This is a genomic window from Achromobacter deleyi, assembly GCF_902859705.1.
Lineage (GTDB): Bacteria > Pseudomonadota > Gammaproteobacteria > Burkholderiales > Burkholderiaceae_B > Achromobacter > Achromobacter deleyi.
On record NZ_CADIJO010000033.1, the window covers coordinates 39,676 to 56,829 of the forward strand.

Below are 17,154 nucleotides of genomic sequence, written 5' to 3' on the forward strand. Positions count from 1 at the left end.
ACGCTGAGAGGCGCTCATTTGGGTGCTCACCCTTCGGGCAGGCCGGTAATCGGCTGCCAGGCGTCGTTGCGCTCACCTTGCGTGGCACAGCCACGCGGCGGCGACCGCGCCTAGCCTGGCAGCCGATTACCGGCCTGTGCGAGGCTCCTTTCAGTGTGAACAGGCCCTACGAGGACCGCCAATGACCGCTCTGGAATCGCTTTCGCACTGGCGCCTGGAGCGCGACGCCGACGGCCTGGCGTGGCTGATCTTCGACCGCGCCGGCAGCGCGGTCAATGCCTTGTCGGCCGACACCATGGCCGAACTGGCCACGGTGCTGGATGCGCTGGACGCCCAGCCGCCCAAGGGCCTGGTGATCCGCTCGGGCAAGTCGTCGGGTTTCATCGTGGGCGCCGACGTCAATGAATTCGCCGAACTCACCACGCCGGAACAAGGCCGGGCGCTGGTGGCGCGCGGCTGGAACCTCTTCAACCGCCTGGCCGCGGTGCGCTACCCGACGCTGGCCCTGATCCAGGGCCACTGCCTGGGCGGCGGCCTGGAACTGGCGCTGGCCTGCCGCTACCGGCTGGTCGAAGACGCGCCCGGCGCCTCGCTGGCGCTGCCCGAAGTGATGCTGGGCATCTTCCCCGGCTGGGGCGGCATGCTGCGCCTGGCCGAAGTCATCGGCGCACCCGCCGCGCTGGACATGATGCTGACCGGCCGCGGCGCCGACGCGCGCCGCGCGGCCGCGCTGGGCCTGGTCGATGCCCGCGTGCCGCCGCGCCTGCTGCTGGCCGCGGCGCGCGCCACCGTGCTGTCGGGCAAGCCGCCGCGCCGCGCGCGCGGCCTGGGCGCCTGGCTGAACCGCTGGCCGCTCAAGACCGTGGCCGCCAACCGCGCCCGCAAGCAGATCGCCGCCAAGGACCCGCAGGTGCACTACCCGGCCGCACCGGCCATCGTCGAGATCTGGGAAAAACATGGCGGCAACGCCTTGCAGGCGCCGCAACTGATCGACGGCATCATCGCGTCCGACACCGCCCGCAACCTGCTGCGCGTGTTCCGCCTGCAGGAACGCCTGAAGGCCAATGGCCGCCAGGCCGGCGCGGCGCCGGTGCGCCACGTGCACGTGGTGGGTGCCGGCGTGATGGGCGGCGACATCGCCGCCTGGTGCGCCCTGAAAGGCATGACCGTCACGTTGCAGGACCAGGACCTCGCCCGCATCGCCCCTGCCATCAAGCGCGCCGCGACGCTGTTCTCGCGCCGCCTGAAAGACCCGCGTGCGGCCCGCGCCGCCTTCGACCGGCTGGTGCCCGACCCCGCGGGCGGCGGCGTGCCGCTGGCCGATCTGGTCATCGAAGCCATCAGCGAGCAACCCGAGGCCAAGCGCGGCCTCTACCAGACGCTGGAACCGCGCATGAAGGCCGACGCCCTGCTGGCCACCAACACGTCCAGCCTGTCGCTTGAAACGCTGCGCGTCGGCCTCGCCCACCCCGAACGCCTGGTGGGCATCCATTTCTTCAACCCCGTGGCCAAGATGCCGCTGGTGGAAGTGGTGCACGCCGATGGCATCGCCGACGCCACGCTGGCCCGTGCCTGCGCCTTTGTCGGCCAGATCGGCAAGCTGGCGCTGCCCGTCAAGAGCGCGCCCGGTTTCCTGGTCAACGCGGTGCTGGCGCCGTATATGCTGCAAGCCATGCGCAGCGTCGACGAAGGCCTGTCGCCCGCCACGGTCGACGCCGCCATGGTCGCGTTCGGCATGCCGATGGGGCCGCTGGAACTGGCCGACACCGTGGGCCTGGACATCGCCCGCGCCGCGGGGCAGGAACTGGCCGGCGGCGCCGAGCCGCCGCGCTGCCTGGCCGAACGGCTGGCGCGCGGCGACCTGGGCAAGAAAAGCGGCCGCGGCTTCTATGAATGGCGCGACGGCAAGCCGGTCAAGGACAAGGCGGGCGGCCCGCCCGCGCCGGCCGGCCTGGCCGAACGCCTGATCCAGCCGCTGATCGACGCCACCCGCGAACGGGTCGATTCCGGCGTGGTCGCCGACGCCGACCTGGCCGACGCGGGCGTGATTTTTGGAACCGGGTTCGCACCGTTCACGGGCGGGCCCCTGCATTACCAGAGCAGTCGCAGTACGTAGCACAGCAGACAACCGGCCAAGGGCCTTTTACCCCTGAGCCGAATAGACCGGGACACGAGACCGGCAGTGCCATAGAGACACACTCATCCAACACGAGGAGGCAGTACCATGAGCAGACGTTCATTGTCCCTGAGCACCCTGTCGGCCATTGTGGTCGGCCTGGGCGCGACCAGCGCCGCCCACGGCGCCGGCTTTCAGCTCCTTGAGCAGAATGCCAGCGGCCTGGGCAACGCCTACGCGGGCTCGGCGGCAAATCCGGAAAACGCCAGCATCATCTACTACAACCCGGCAGGCATGACCTACCTGCCCGGCATCAACGTCTCGGGCGGCGTCAACCTGATCAAGCCCTCGTTCAAGTTCTCGGACAACGGCAACAGCCGCAACCCCACGGCGCTGGGCGGCACCCGCCCCACCGGCGGCGACGGCGGCGATGCCGGCAACCTGGGCGTCGTGCCCAACCTGTACGGCTCGTGGCAACTGAGCGAAAAGTGGTTCGTCGGCCTGGGCGTCGGCGCCCCCTTCGGCCTGATGACCGAATACGACAAGGGCTGGGACGGCCAGTACCACTCGAACAAGTTCGAGATCAAGACGATCAACATCAATCCGTCGATCGCCTACAAGGTCAACGACAAGTTCTCGATGGGCTTCGGCGTGAACTGGCAGCACATCGACGCCACCTACAAGAAGAAGACGGTCGTGCCCGTGGCCCTGCCCAACGGCGCCACGGTCTTCACCAACGGCGACGCCGACCTGAACCTGAAGGGCGACGCGTGGGGCTGGAACGTGGGCTTCATGCTGCAACCCACCGAAGACACCCGCATCGGCCTGTCGTACCGCTCCAAGATCAAGCACACCGCCAAGGGCGACACCGACATCGACAACATCGGCCCCACCGGCCAGTCGGTATCGTTCGACGCCAAGGCCTCGGTCGACCTGCCCGACACCCTGATCCTCAGCGCCACCCACCAGCTCAACGAGAAGTGGGAACTGCTGGGCGACATCTCGTGGACGGGCTGGAGCAGCATTCCCGACCTGAAGATCCGCAACTCGGGCACGGGCGCGCGCGATGACGACCTGCCGCTGAACTTCCGCGACACCTGGCGCATCGCCGTGGGTACGTCGTACAAGTTCGCGCCCGACTGGAAGTGGAAGTTCGGCCTGGCCTACGACCAGTCGCCGGTCCACAAGGCCGAGGACCGCCCGACGTCCCTGCCCGACAACGACCGCTACTGGTTCTCGACGGGCGTGCAGTGGGCCGCCACCAAGAGCACGACGATCGACCTGGGCTACACCTATCTGTACCTGCGCAAGACGGACATCGACACCACGTCCGGCAACCAGCTGACCAAGGGCCGCGTCGCGGGCACCTATGACAGCAGCGGCCATATCTTCGGCCTGCAACTGTCGTCCCGCTTCTAGCCTTGCCTAGGGCGGCGGGCGGGCCGGTCCCGCCTGCCGCCTGCATTTTCAGGAGACTTCCTTGAGCAAGTTCGTCGTCAAACACGTCGCCGTGCTGGGTGCCGGCGTCATGGGCGCGCAGATCGCCGCCCACCTGGCCAATGCCGGCGTGCCCGTCACGCTGTTCGACCTGGCTGCCCCCGAAGGCGACCGCAACGGCATCGTCAAGAAAGCGCTGGCCGGCCTGAAGAAACTCGAGCCCGCGCCCCTGGCCGGCGCCGCCCGCCTGGCCCTCATCACCCCGGCCAACTACGACGACCACATCGAGCGCCTGCGCAGCTGCGACCTGATCATCGAAGCGATCGCCGAGCGCATGGACTGGAAGACCGCGCTGTACGAGCGCATCGCGCCCCATGTCGCCCCCGGCGCCATCGTCGCGTCCAACACGTCCGGCCTGTCGATCGACGCGCTGGCCAACGCCTTGCCCGCCACGTTGCGCGAACGCTTCTGCGGCATCCATTTCTTCAATCCGCCCCGCTACATGCGGCTGGTGGAAATCATCGCCACCTCGCACACCCAGCCCGCCGTGCTGGACGAGCTGGAAACCTGGCTCACGTCCACGCTGGGCAAGGGCGTCATCCGCGCGCTGGACACGCCCAATTTCGTGGCCAACCGGATCGGCGTGTTCTCGATCCTGGCCGCCATCCACCACACGCAGCGCCTGGGCCTGGGCTTTGACGAGGTCGACGCCCTGACCGGCCCCAAGATCGGCCGCCCCAAGAGCGCCACCTACCGCACCGCCGACGTGGTCGGCCTGGACACCCTGGCCCACGTGATCGGCACCATGGACAAGGGCCTGCCCGAAGACCCGTGGCACCGCTACTTCACCCCGCCCGCGTGGCTGTCGGCGCTGATTGCCAAGGGTGCGCTGGGCCAGAAGGGCGGCGCCGGCGTCTACCGCAAGGCGGGCCGCGACATCCTGGTGCTGGACCTGAAAGCGCAAGACTACCGGCCCAGCGCCGGCAAGCTGGCCGACGAAGTAGCCGCCCTGCTCAAGGAACGCGATCCGGCCAAGCGCTTTGCCGCGCTGCGCGCCAGCAGCCACCCTCAGGCCCAGTTCCTCTGGAGCCTGTTCCGCGACATCTTCCACTACAGCGCCGTGCAGCTGGGCCAGGTGGCCGACAACGCGCGCGACGTAGACCTGGCGATGCGCTGGGGCTTCGGCTGGGCCCAGGGCCCGTTCGAAACCTGGCAGGCCGCCGGCTGGCAGGACATTGCCCGCGCCGTGGCCGACGACATCAAGGCCGGCCAGGCCATGAGCGACGCACCGCTGCCGGCCTGGGCCCTGGAACCCGACCGCAAGGGCGTGCACACGCCTGATGGCTCGTATTCCGCGCGCAGCGGCACGCTGCATCCGCGCTCGACGCTGCCGGTGTACCAACGCCAGCTGTTCCCCGAACGCGTGTTCGGCGAAGGCGCCGACGACCGCGGCGTCACCGTCTGGGAAAACGAAGGCGTGCGCCTGTGGAACCTGCCCGAGGTGGATGCCGGCATCGCCATCCTGTCGGTCACGTCCAAGAACCACACGCTGGGCGCCGAGGTGCTCGAAGGCATCCTGCAATCGGTCGCCCGGGCCGAACGCGACTTCGACGGCCTGGTGATCTGGCATGACGCCCCCTTTGCCGTGGGCGCCAACCTGCAACAGGTGTCCGAAGCCTGCGCGGCGGGCCAATGGGACATGCTGGAAGCCACCGTCGAGAAATTCCAGCGCACCTCGCAATCGTTCAAGTACGCGCAGATCCCCACCGTGGCGGCCGTGCAGGGCATGGCGCTGGGCGGCGGCTGCGAATTCCTGATGCATGCCTCGCACCGCGTGCTGGCGCTGGAAAGCTACATCGGCCTGGTCGAGGCCGGCGTGGGCCTGATCCCGGCCGGCGGCGGCAGCAAGGAATTCGCCGGCCGCGCAGCCGCCCTGGCCGCCAGGACAGCCACGCCCGGCGAGGTCTTCCCCTACCTGCAGCCGGTGTTCCAGACCATCGCCATGGCACAGGTCGCCAAGAGCGCGCGCGAGGCCGTCGACGCCGGCTTTGCCCGCGAACACGACATCGTGCTGTTCCACCCCGGCGAACTGCTGTTCGTGGCCATCGGCCAGGCCCGCGCCGCGGCCACCGCCGGCTACGTGCCGCCGCCGCGCCTGAAGGACATTCCCGTGGCCGGCCGCAACGGCATCGCCAACTTCGAGATGGTGCTGGTCAACATGCGCGAAGGCGGCATGATCAGCGCGCACGACTACCGCGTGGCGCGCAGCGCCGCCGTGGCCCTGTGCGGCGGCGAAGTCGAGACCGGCGCGAAGGTGGACGAAGAGTGGCTGCTGGCGGTCGAGCGCAAGGAATTCGTGGCGCTGCTGCGCACGCCTGAAACCCAGGCCCGCATCCGCCACACGCTGGACACCGGCAAGCCCCTGCGAAATTGAGGAATTGACATGAGCAAGCAGATTCAAGAGGCCTACATCGTCGCCGCGACGCGCCTGCCGGTGGGCAAGCGCAATGGCGCCTACGCCACCACCCGGCCCGACGACCTGCTGGCCGCCGCCCTGCAGGGCGTGCTGGCGCAGACGCCGTGGCTGGACGCGGCCAGGATCGACGACGTCATCACCGGCTGCGCCATGCCGGAAGCCGAGCAAGGCATGAACGTGGCGCGCATCGGGCTGCTGCTGGCGGGCCTGCCGCAAAGCGTGGCCGGCGTGACCGTCAACCGCTTCTGCGCGTCCGGCCTGCAAGCGGTGGCCGATGCCGCCGCCCGCATCCGCACGGGCGAAGCCGACATCATGATCGGTTCGGGCACCGAGTCCATGAGCGCCATGCCGCAGATCATGGGCAACAAGGTATCGCTGAACCCGGCCATCTTCTCGCACCCCGAGAACATCGGCATGGCCTTCGGCATGGGCCTGACCGGCGAAAAGGTCGCCGAGCAATGGAAGGTGTCGCGCGAAGACCAGGACGCCTTCGCCCTGGCCTCGCAGCAGAAGGCCAGCGCCGCCATCGCGGCCGGCCACTTCCGCGCCGAGATCACGCCGTTCGAAGTGGTGACGCGCCTGCCGGGCGGCTCCGACGGCAACGTGCGCGAGACCCGCCGCCTGGTCGAAGTGGACGAAGGCCCGCGCCCGGACAGCACCGCCGAGGCGCTGGCGCGCCTGAAGCCGGTGTTTGCCGCGCGCGGCAGCGTCACGGCCGGCAACAGCTCGCAGATGTCCGACGGCGCCGCCGCCGTGGTGCTGGTGTCCGAGCGCGTGCTGCGCGAGTTCAACCTCAGCCCGCTGGCGCGCTTTGTCGGCTTCGCCGTGGCCGGCGTGCCGCCCGAAGTGATGGGCATCGGCCCCATGGCCGCCATCCCCAAGGTGCTGACCCGCGCCGGCATCCGCCAGGAAGACCTGAACTGGATCGAACTGAACGAAGCCTTCGCCGCGCAGTCGCTGGCGGTGATCCGCGAACTCAAGCTCGATCCGTCCAAGGTCAACCCGCTGGGCGGCGCCATCGCGCTGGGCCATCCGCTGGGCGCCACCGGCGCGATCCGCACGGCCACGCTGACCCACGGCCTGCGCCGCACCGGCGGCAAGTACGGGTTGGTGACGATGTGCATCGGCACCGGCATGGGCGCGGCCGGCCTGTTCGAGGCCCTGTAAGCCGGTGAAGCCCTATTGGTTCAAACGGCTATCGCCGGCCTGGCGTGCACGCCTGATGCGGGTGGGATTCAACCTGCATCCGGCGTTTCGCGCCACCGGCGGCCGGGTGTTGCACGTGTCGCCGGATTTCCAGCACATCCGCATCAAGCTGCCGCTGCTGCGGCGCACGCGCAACATCGTGGGCTCCATGTACGGCGGTTCGCTGTTCGCGGTGACCGACGGCGCCCATCCCACCATGCTGATGGCCGCGCTGGGCGCGGACCACATCGTGTGGGACAAGGCGGCGTCCATCCGCTACCGCAAGCCCGCCTACACCACGCTGTACGTGGACTTCCGGCTGCCGCCGGGAGAAATCGCGGACATACGCAGGATTCTTGCGCAGGACCACGAGACCACCCGGACGTACACCGTGGAATTGAAGGACAAGGACGGCGTCGTCTACGCCGTCGTGGAACGCACGATCTACATCGCCGACAAGAAGTACTACAAGCAGAAAACGACTGGAGGAGACACATGCGTTGCATCCCTGGAGGGCGAGCCACCGCCCTGAGCCTTATTCTGGCCGCCTGCCTGGCAGGCGCCCCGGCGCTGGCCGCCGACATGGAAGTGGCCGGCGTGCGCGTGCCGGAACAATTGTCCGAAGGCGGCCACACGCTGGTGCTGAACGGCGCCGGCCTGCGTACCAAGTTCGTGGTCAAGGTCTACGTGGCGGCGCTGTACGCCAGCGCCAAGAGCCAGGACGCCGCGACCTTGATCAACAGCAATGAACCGCGCCGCATGCGGCTGCAACTCTTGCGCGATGTCGACAGCAAGAGCCTGGACGCCGCATTGCAGGACGGATTGAACGACAATACCCACAAAGCGGAACGCGCCGCCCTGCAGGTGCACGCCGACCGCCTGTCGGCGCTGATGGCCGAGATCGGCTCGGCCCGTGAAGGCGATGTCATCGACCTGGATTTCGATGCGCGCGGCGTCACGGTCACCGACAACGGCAAGCAGCGCGGCCGCATCGACGACCCCGCCTTCGCCCGCGCGCTGCTGCGGGTCTGGCTGGGCGACAACCCGGCACAGTCTTCCCTGAAGAAAGCCCTACTGGGAACTCCGTAAAGATGGAACGAATCTGGCAAAAGAGCTACCCCCCGGGCGTGCCCGCGGAGATCGACCTGGACCCGGGGGCCACGCTGGTGTCGATCGCCCGTGACAGCTGCCGGCGGTTCGCCGACAAGACCGCGTACCTCAGCATGGGCAAGTCGCTGTCCTACGCCGAACTGGACCGACTGACCCGCGACTTCGCCGCCTGGCTGCATGCCAACGGGCTGCGCAAGGGCGACCGCGTGGCGTTGATGATGCCCAACCTGCTGCAGTATCCGGTCTGCCTGTTCGGCGCGCTGCGCGCCGGCTGCATCGTGGTCAACTGCAACCCGCTGTACACGGCGCATGAACTGGAACATCAACTGGCCGACTCGGGCGCGCGCGCCATCGTGGTGGCCGACAACTTCGCCGCCACGCTGCAAAAGGCCTTGCCCAACACGGCGATCGAACGCGTATTGGTCACCTCCATCGGCGAACTGCTGGGCCCCGTCAAGGGCCGGCTGGTCGACTTCGTGGTGCGCCGTGTGAAGCGCATGGTTCCCGCCTGGTCGATTCCCCATGCGCTGCGGCTGGGCGACGCGCTGCGCGCCGGCCACGATGCGCCGTTCAGCGAAGTGGCCTTGACGCAGGACGACCTGGCCTGCCTGCAATACACGGGCGGCACCACCGGCGTGGCCAAGGCCGCCATGCTCACGCACGGCAACCTGGCGGCCAACGTCACCCAGGCCTATACGTGGGTACGCCCGCTGGTCAAGGAAGGGCAGGAATGCATCGTCACCGCACTGCCGCTCTACCATATCTTCGCGTTGACGGCGAACTGCCTGACCTTCATGAAGATCGGCGCCAGCAACCTGCTCATCATCAATCCGCGCGACATTCCCGGGCTGGTCAAGGAAATGGCCAAGGTGCCGTTCAGCGCCTTCACAGGCGTGAACACGCTGTTCAACGCGCTGCTGAACAACCCTGAATTCGCCAAGCTGGATTTTTCTCGGCTGCGGCTGACGATGGGCGGCGGCATGGCCGTGCAGCGTGCCGTGGCGGACCGCTGGCTGTCCGTCACCGGCAAGTCGCTGGCGCAGGCCTATGGCCTGACCGAAACCTCGCCGGCCGTGACCATCAACCCGCTGGACGTGCAGGTGTTCACGGGGTCCATCGGCCTGCCGGTGCCGTCCACCGATCTGTCCATCCGCAACGACGACGGCGAGGAACTGGCGGTGGGCGAAGCCGGCGAGATCTGCGTGCGCGGGCCGCAGGTCACGCAGGGCTACTGGAACCGGCCCGACGAGACCGCGCTGGTGATGTACCCCGACGGCTTCCTGCGCACCGGTGACATCGGCTATGTCGACGAAACCGGCTACGTCTACCTGATCGACCGCAAGAAAGACATGATCCTGGTGTCGGGCTTCAACGTCTATCCCAACGAGGTCGAGGACGTGGCCGCGCTGCACCCCGGCGTGCGCGAAGTGGCGGCCATCGGCGTGCCCGACGAACGCTCGGGCGAGGCCGTCAAGCTGTACGTGATCCGCAAGGACCCCAACCTGGATGCCGAGACGCTGATCGCGCATTGCCGCAGCCAGCTCACCGGCTACAAGGTGCCGCGCTACGTCGAGTTTCGCGACGACCTGCCGCGCACCAACGTGGGCAAGATCCTGCGGCGCGAGCTCAAGCCGGCCGCCCAGCCACAGAAGGACACGGCCGGCGCCTAGCCGCCGGCGCGGGCGCTGTCGCCAGGCCGTGGCCTGGCGACAGCCCTTTCACCACTGCCCGAAGAACACCCCGGCGCGCTTGTGCGCGTTGGTGCCGCGTTCGACCGCCTCGTCGGCCATGGTCGTGCGGCGTTTGCCGCGCAGCATCCAGTCCAGCAGGCGCTGGCGCAATTCTGCACGCACCGCGGCATGGGCGCTGCTGGTGCCCAGGTCCTGGAATTCGTCGGGGTCCGCGTGCAGATCGTACAGTTGCTCCGGCTCGTCCAGCCAATGCACGTAGCGCCAGCGGTCCGTGCGCACGGACCAGGCACGCGCGTTCTGCGGCGTCTTGCCGCGCAGCAGCCGCGCCTGGCGAAAGCTGTAGTCCAGCTCCGAGAACACGCAGTCGCGCCAGGGCTCGTCGGCCGCGCGGCCGTGCAACACGGACTGCAATTCGCGCCCTTCCAGGCGGTGCCAGGGCCGTTCCACATCCAGCGCGCGCAGCACCGTCGGCACCAGGTCCACGCTTTCCACCATGTCGGCCAGCGCCTGGCCGCGAGTGGCATCGGCCGCGGCCGACGGGTCCATCACGATGAACGGCACCCGTTGCACGGTGTCGTAGAACAGTTCCTTTTCGCCCAGCCAATGGTCGCCCAGAAAATCGCCGTGGTCGGCCGTGAACACGATCAGCGTGTTCTGCATCAGCCCGGCGCCTTCCATGTAGTCGAACAGCCGGCCCAGGTGATCGTCCAGCTGGCGGATCAGCCCCTGGTAGGCGGGCCGCACTACTCGCACGCACTCGTCGGTCGAGAAGCTGACGCTTTCCTCGTGCTGGCGGTAGGCCGCCACCACGGGATGCGCGTTGGCCAGTTCCTCGCGGTTGCGGCGTACCGGCAGGCATTGGTCCGCCGTGTAGCGCGCGTGGTAAGGCGCTGGCGCCATGTAGGGCCAGTGCGGCTTCACGTAGCTCAGGTGCAGCACCCAGGGCTGATCACCGCGGCGCTTCATGAAATCCAGCGCCTGGTCGGTCATGTAGGCGGTTTCGGAATGCGGCTCGGCCACGCGCGCCGGCAGGTGCACGTTGCGCATGTTCCAGCCGCTGGCCACGCGGCCATGCGCGTCGACCCCGGCGATGACGTAGTCGGTCCAGGGGTCGGGGCTGTCGTAGCCCTGGCTGCGCAGGAAGGCGGGGTAGCCGCTTTCCTTGCCGGGTTCGTGATGGCCGTCGTAGCGGTCCGCTTCGATGAAGCCGCCGCGCGACAGCAGCGCACCCAGTTCCGAGCCGCCGTCGATGGACAGGCGTTCCATGCCGGCCCGGTCGGGGATGACGTGGGTCTTGCCCGCCAGCACCAGGTCACGCCCCTGGCCGTCCAGGTACTCGCCCAGCGTGATCTCGTTGATGGACAGCGGCACGCGGTTCCAGGTCGCGCCGTGGCGCGACGGGTAGCGGCCCGTGTAGTAGCTCATGCGCGACGGCCCGCACACGCCGGAATTCACGAACGCCCGCTCGAAGCGCGCGCCGCGCGCGGCCAGCGCATCCAGGCTGGGCGTTTGCAGGTAGGGATGGCCATAGCAGCTCAGGTGGTCTGCCCGCAGCTGGTCGGCCATGATGAACAACACATTCTGCACCGTGCTCATCGGGGTCTGCTCCTATTGGGTGGCCGTGAAGCCGGACGCGCGCACCACCGGCTCCCATTGCTTGCGGTAGGCGTCCAGTTCGCCCGTGGTGGCGGCCACATCGGCCGACACGGGTTCCAGGTACGACTCGCGCACCGCCTGCTGCATGGCCGGTTCGCGCATCAGCGCGGCGATATCCGCGCCCAGGCGCTCGGCCTTGGCCGGCGCCATCGACGATGACGCGAAGAACGCGTTCCAGCCGTCGGCCGCCAGGTTCACCCCCGCTTCGCGAAAGGTCGGCACGTCGGCCAGGTCGGCGTCGCGCGCGTCGCCCGAGGTCGCCAGGATGCGGATCTTGCCGGCACGGTGCTGCGGCAGCAGCGTGTCCAGCGTGTCGACCGCCTGCGGCAGGATGCCGCCGATCAACTCGGAAATCAGCGGCGCAGAGCCCCGGTAGCCGACCACCTCGGGCTCCTGCCCGATCTCGCGGCCCAGCATCAGTGCAAAGAAATGCGGCAGGCTGCCGGTAGCCGGCACGCCTACCGTGAACTGGCGCGGATGTTCCTGCAGCCACTGACGCAGTCCCGCCACGTCGCGGATGGACGAACTGGCCGGCACCGCCAGCGCGAACTTGTAGCGGCTGACCAGCGATACCGGTTTGAAGTCGCGGCGTGCGTCGTAGCCGGGTTCGGCGTAGACCAGCGGCGCCACCACCATCACGGCGGGATTGGCCAGCATCAGCACGTTCTGGCGGGCGGCCAGGGCATGCAGCCCCTGGGCCGCGATGCGCCCGCCAGCGCCGGTCTTGTTTTCCACCACCACCGTCACGCCCAGGCGGTCTTTGAGGCGGTCGGCCACCAGCCGCGCAATGCGGTCGGAACTGCCGCCGGGCGGGTAGCCCACCACGATGGTCAGGGCGCCGTCCAGCGGCGCGGACTGGGCACAGGCCGGGGCGGCGGCAACCGCCGCAAACGCCGCGAACGCGGCGCCGGATATCCATTTACGCACGGTAATCTCCTTGGCGACAGCGGCTGCGCTGTCGGTTATGGTTCTTGTAGTGTCAACCGGCCCGTAGACAGGCGAGACGACTGTAGCGCCGCGAAGATTGCTTGATCTAATCCAGTACCTGGCATAACGATATGACCCCTCGAGAACCCGTCGAACACCCGCTGGCCGAGATGCTGATGTACCGGCTCTACCAGGCCTGGTCGCAATCCAACCCTGTTTTCGTGCGCCTGTGCGAGGGCCGCTTCGGCATCACCCGGCGCGAATGGCGCCTGTTGGCCTGTGCGGTGGAAGGCGGCATCATGACGTCGGCCGAGCTGGCGGCGGCCGCCAAGCTGGACCTGGCGCGCACCTCGCGCACGCTGGGCGCGCTGTGCGAAAAAGGCTGGCTGCGGCGCCTGCCCGACAGCGCCGACCGCCGGGTGGTGCGCATCGAGGCCACCGAACATGGCCTGAACCGCTACCGCGCCCTGCTGCCCGAAGTGCTGCACCTGAACGACCTCCTGGTGCAAGACCTGGACGCCGCCGAAGTGGCGCAACTGCGCGACCTGCTGGCCCGCATCGAGCAACGCGGCCGACGCATGGCGCAAGACAACATCGTGGCCGAGAAGGCCAGCCGGCGCGAAGGCGGAACACGGCGCGCGCAATACACCTGACGGCGCGGGACGCCTTTATTTTTAAGGGGTTTCCCTGATACGCTTGGCCGGCCTGTCTCTTACGGACCTGCCATGCCCGGCGACAAACCGAATCCCGTTTTCCGCTACTTCGAGAACCTGATCGACCCGTTCCGCGACGCCCCCGACGTCACGCCGCCGGGGCGGGTCCTGCGGTTCTATGCCTATTACCTGCTTCAGGTCTGGCCCATCTTTGCCGTACTGCTGCTGGTGGGCCTGGGTGGCGCCCTGGTGGAAGTGGCGCTGTTCAGTTTCCTGGCCGATCTGGTGGACATGGCGCAGCACACGGCGCCGGCCGATTTCTTCCGCGAACACGCCTACACGCTGGCGTGGATGGCGTTCGTGGTGATCGTGCTGCGGCCCCTGTCCATCGGCCTGCACGACCTGCTGTCGCACCAGACCATCTCGCCCAGCCTGACCACGCTGGTGCGCTGGCAGAACCACCGCTACGTGCTGAACCAGGGTTTGGCGTTCTTTCACAACGACTTCGCTGGCCGGGTCGCCAACCGGGTGCTGCAAACCGGCTATTCGCTGCGCGATTCGGCCGTGCAGTCGGTCGACGCCCTGTGGCACGTGATCCTGTACGCGGCCAGCGCGCTGTACCTGTTCGCCGAGGCCGACTGGCGCCTGGTGATTCCCCTGGTGCTGTGGATCGCCATCTACTGCTGCATGCTGGCCTACTTCGTGCCGCGCATGCAGGCGCGCGCCGTGATCGCCTCGGAAGCCCGTTCCAAGCTGATGGGCCGCATCGTGGACGGCTACACCAATATCTCCACGCTCAAGCTGTTCGCCCATACCCGCCAGGAAGAGGACTACGCCCGCCAGGCCATGACCGAGCAGACGGAAAAGCAGCGCCTGTCGACCCGCGTCATCACGGCAATGGACGTGTCCATCAATACGCTCAACGGCGTGCTGATCGTCAGCACCGCCGGCCTGGCGCTGTGGCTCTGGAGCATCGGCAGCATCAGCCTGGGGGCCATCACGCTGGCCCTGGGCCTGGTGATCCGCATCAACAACATGTCGGCCTGGATCATGTGGGAGGTCAACGGCATTTCGGAAAACGTCGGCATGGTGCAGGACGGCCTGACCACCATCTCGCAGCCGCGCCAGGTGCTGGACGCGCCCGATGCGCAGCCGCTGCGCATCACCCGGGGCGAGGTGCGCTTTGACGACATGTCGTTCCACTACGGCAGCGGCCGCGAGATCATTTCGCACCTGGACCTGACGGTGCGCGCAGGCGAGAAGATCGGCCTGATCGGCCCGTCCGGCGCCGGCAAGTCCACCCTGGTCAACGTGCTGCTGCGCCTGTATGACCTGGAAGGCGGCCGCATCCTCATCGACGGCCAGGACATCGCCCACGTCACCCAGGCCAGCCTGCGCTCGCAGATCGGCGTGGTCACGCAGGACACCTCGCTGCTGCACCGGTCCATCCGCGACAACCTGCTGTACGGCCGGCCCGGCGCCACCGAAGCCCAGCTGCTGGACGCCATTCGCCGCGCCCGCGCCGACGAATTCATCGGCGCCCTGGTCGACGGCGATGGCCGCCGCGGCCTGGACGCGCACGTCGGCGAACGCGGCGTGAAGCTGTCGGGCGGCCAGCGCCAGCGCATCGCCATTGCCCGCGTGCTGCTCAAGGACGCGCCCATCCTGATCCTGGACGAGGCCACCTCGGCGCTGGATTCCGAGGTCGAAGCCGCCATCCAGGAAAGCCTGGAAACGCTGATGCAGGGCAAGACCGTCATCGCGATCGCGCACCGCCTGTCCACCATCGCCCGCATGGATCGCCTGGTGGTGCTGGACCGCGGCCAGATCGTCGAGGCCGGCACCCACGCCGGCCTGGTCGCGCAAGGCGGCTTGTACGCACGGCTGTGGAGCCACCAGACAGGAGGCTTCGTGGGGCTGGATTGATCCCGCCGCCTCAGAGACGCGCGGCCCGAAGCCCTGGGGATAACCTGTACGTACAGCATGTACGTACAGGTGTACACTGTCGGTTTTCAACCCCGACAGACGCGCGTACGAACGTCTGCGCCCCAGAACATCCCTCCTGGAGACTCCGATTGTGACGACCGAATCCACCCGCTCGCCTTTCTTTGGCACGATGCAGAAAATCCCTGGCGGCCTGATGCTGGTGCCGCTGATCCTGGGATCGCTGATCGGCACCTTCGCGCCCGACGCGCTGGCCATCGGCGGCTTCACCACCGCGCTGTTCAAGAACAGCGCCCTGCCCCTGATCGCCCTGTTGATCTTCGCCACCGGCACCCAGGTCAACACTCGCACCGGCGGCCCGATCCTGGCCACCGCCGGCACCATCCTGCTGATGAAGACGCTGGTGCCCGCCACCCTCATCATCATCCTGGGCAGCTACGTGGGCCTGGACGGCGTGCTGGGCGTGTCCATCCTGGCGATGCTGGCCGCGTTCGACAACAGCAACGGCGGCCTGTGGCTGGCCTACACGGGCCAGTACGGAGATGCCCGCGACCGCGGCGCCTATGTCGCCAGCGCGGTCAATGACGGTCCCTTCTTCAGCCTGCTGTTCCTGGGCGCGTCTGGCCTGGCCGACATTCCGATGATCGCCCTGGTGGCGGCGCTGGTGCCCTTCCTGCTGGGCGTGGTGGTCGGCAACCTGGACCCCAAGTGGCGCGACGTGCTCAAGCCCGTGCCCAACATCGTGATCCCGTTCTTTGCCTTCGCGCTGGGCACCGGCATCAACCTGGGCGCCGTGGTCAGCGGCGGCATCAGCGGCCTGATCCTGGGCCTGATCATCAGCCCCATCACCGGTGGCCTGGTCTACCTGGGCTATCGCCTGATCCTGCGCCGCGGCGGCAAGAGCGGCCTGGGCTTTGCGGCCGGCACCACCGCCGGCAACGCCATCGCCCCCCCCGCCGTGGTGGCCGCGGCCGACCCCAACTTCCAGCAATACGTGTCTACCGCCACCGCGCAGGTCGCCGCCTGCGTGCTGATCAGTTCGATCCTGGCACCGATTCTTGCGTCGTACTTCCTGAAGCGCGCCGGTGAGCTCAAGTCCGAAGACGAAAGCGCTGCCGCGCCGGCACCGGGCCTGCGCGAGGCGCGCGGAGAGGCCTTGTGAAACCCACGATCGCCATCGTCGCCGATGACCTGACCGGTTCGGGCGATACCGCCGTGCAGTTCGTGCGCGCCGGCTGGAACACGCATCTGTCGATCGACGGCGCCGACGCGGCCCTGGCCGGGCCAGCCTCGGACGACGTCGAAGTGCTGGCCGTCACCACGCACAGCCGCGCGCTGCCGGCGGCCGAGGCCGGCAACGTGATCCGCCATAACGTCGAACGGCTGCGCGCCGCGGGCGTGACGCGGCTGTACAAGAAAGTGGATTCCACGCTGCGCGGCGCGTTCAAGGCCGAGATCGACGCGGCCCGCGGCGCCTGGCGCGGCGATGCCATCGCGGTGATCTGCCCGGCGTTTCCCGCCACCGGCCGCACGCTGGAAGACGGCGTGCTCAAGGTCAACGGCAAGCCGGTCACCGAAACGTCTGCCGCCACCGACCCGGTCACCCCCGTCACCGAAAGCCACGTGCCGACGCTGCTGGGCTGCGCCCACGTCGCGGCGCAAGGCGATGAAACGCCCGAATCATTGGCCGCCCGCATCGAACAGGCCGGCCACACCGTGGTGGTGGATGCCCGCGACGACGCCGACCTGGAACGGCTGGCCCGCGCCATCGCCCTGCTGGGCGACCGCGCGCTGCCCGTGGGCGCGGGCGGCCTGGCCGTGCCGCTGGCCCGCGTCTGGGCCGGCGCCGACCAGAGCGCCGCGGTGGTCGTGGTAGTGACCTCGCAACACAGCGCCGCGCGCGCCCAGGCCGCCGCGCTGCAGGCCGCCGGCGCCCACACCTGGGCGCCCGGCCTGGCG

At 68.5% G+C, this 17,154-nt stretch carries 13 protein-coding genes; 11 read left to right on the plus strand and 2 right to left on the minus strand.

Annotated elements, in window-relative coordinates; translation table 11 throughout:
* Nucleotides 1-181 precede the first annotated feature (181 nt).
* The 7 genes from HV798_RS28445 (at nucleotide 182) to HV798_RS28475 (ending at nucleotide 9,994) form a co-directional block, all read left to right on the plus strand.
* Complete coding sequence (locus HV798_RS28445) at nucleotides 182-2,116, plus strand: 3-hydroxyacyl-CoA dehydrogenase NAD-binding domain-containing protein (protein WP_175216609.1); 1,935 nt, start codon at nucleotides 182-184, stop codon at nucleotides 2,114-2,116.
* 108 nt (nucleotides 2,117-2,224) lie between these two features.
* Nucleotides 2,225-3,535, plus strand: a complete 1,311-nt coding sequence (locus tag HV798_RS28450; protein WP_175196619.1) for an OmpP1/FadL family transporter — start codon at nucleotides 2,225-2,227, stop codon at nucleotides 3,533-3,535.
* A 61-nt stretch (nucleotides 3,536-3,596) separates the two neighbouring features.
* Entirely contained in the window at nucleotides 3,597-5,987 is a 2,391-nt protein-coding gene (locus HV798_RS28455; RefSeq protein WP_175196617.1) for a 3-hydroxyacyl-CoA dehydrogenase/enoyl-CoA hydratase family protein, read from the plus strand.
* A 9-nt stretch (nucleotides 5,988-5,996) separates the two neighbouring features.
* Complete coding sequence (locus HV798_RS28460; protein WP_175196615.1) at nucleotides 5,997-7,196, plus strand: acetyl-CoA C-acyltransferase; 1,200 nt, start codon at nucleotides 5,997-5,999, stop codon at nucleotides 7,194-7,196.
* A 4-nt stretch (nucleotides 7,197-7,200) separates the two neighbouring features.
* The gene (locus HV798_RS28465; protein ID WP_025140063.1) at nucleotides 7,201-7,746 is read left to right on the plus strand and encodes a DUF4442 domain-containing protein; all 546 of its coding nucleotides are present in this window, start codon (nucleotides 7,201-7,203) and stop codon (nucleotides 7,744-7,746) included.
* Nucleotides 7,710-8,303, plus strand: a complete 594-nt coding sequence (locus HV798_RS28470; protein ID WP_025140062.1) for a chalcone isomerase family protein — start codon at nucleotides 7,710-7,712, stop codon at nucleotides 8,301-8,303. Before HV798_RS28465 ends, HV798_RS28470 begins: the two co-directional genes overlap by 37 nt.
* Nucleotides 8,304-8,305: 2 nt before the next feature.
* Complete coding sequence (locus HV798_RS28475; protein ID WP_175216610.1) at nucleotides 8,306-9,994, plus strand: AMP-binding protein; 1,689 nt, start codon at nucleotides 8,306-8,308, stop codon at nucleotides 9,992-9,994.
* Nucleotides 9,995-10,042: 48 nt separating this feature from the next.
* Here the strand turns inward: HV798_RS28475 and HV798_RS28480 are convergent, their stop codons facing one another.
* Nucleotides 10,043-11,611, minus strand: coding sequence for a sulfatase-like hydrolase/transferase (locus HV798_RS28480; RefSeq protein ID WP_175196611.1), 1,569 nt, complete (start codon nucleotides 11,609-11,611; stop codon nucleotides 10,043-10,045).
* Nucleotides 11,612-11,623: 12 nt separating this feature from the next.
* Complete coding sequence (locus HV798_RS28485; protein WP_025140059.1) at nucleotides 11,624-12,586, minus strand: Bug family tripartite tricarboxylate transporter substrate binding protein; 963 nt, start codon at nucleotides 12,584-12,586, stop codon at nucleotides 11,624-11,626.
* A gap of 143 nt (nucleotides 12,587-12,729) precedes the next feature.
* Between HV798_RS28485 and HV798_RS28490 the strand changes: the two genes are divergently transcribed.
* From HV798_RS28490 to dtnK, 4 genes are all read left to right on the plus strand, one after another.
* Nucleotides 12,730-13,251: a MarR family winged helix-turn-helix transcriptional regulator gene (locus HV798_RS28490; RefSeq protein WP_175196610.1), complete on the plus strand. Its 522-nt coding sequence runs from the start codon at nucleotides 12,730-12,732 to the stop codon at nucleotides 13,249-13,251.
* A 72-nt stretch (nucleotides 13,252-13,323) separates the two neighbouring features.
* Nucleotides 13,324-15,177 carry an ABC transporter ATP-binding protein gene (locus HV798_RS28495; protein WP_175196608.1) on the plus strand — a complete coding sequence of 618 codons (1,854 nt, stop codon included), beginning with the start codon at nucleotides 13,324-13,326 and terminating at the stop codon, nucleotides 15,175-15,177.
* Between the two features lie 151 nt (nucleotides 15,178-15,328).
* Nucleotides 15,329-16,357 (plus strand): 2-keto-3-deoxygluconate permease, encoded by a 1,029-nt coding sequence (locus HV798_RS28500; protein WP_175216611.1) that lies wholly within the window; start codon nucleotides 15,329-15,331, stop codon nucleotides 16,355-16,357.
* Nucleotides 16,354-17,154: D-threonate kinase (gene dtnK, locus HV798_RS28505; protein WP_175216612.1), on the plus strand; the 801-nt coding region annotated here is incomplete at its 3' end. The genes HV798_RS28500 and dtnK, both read left to right, overlap by 4 nt.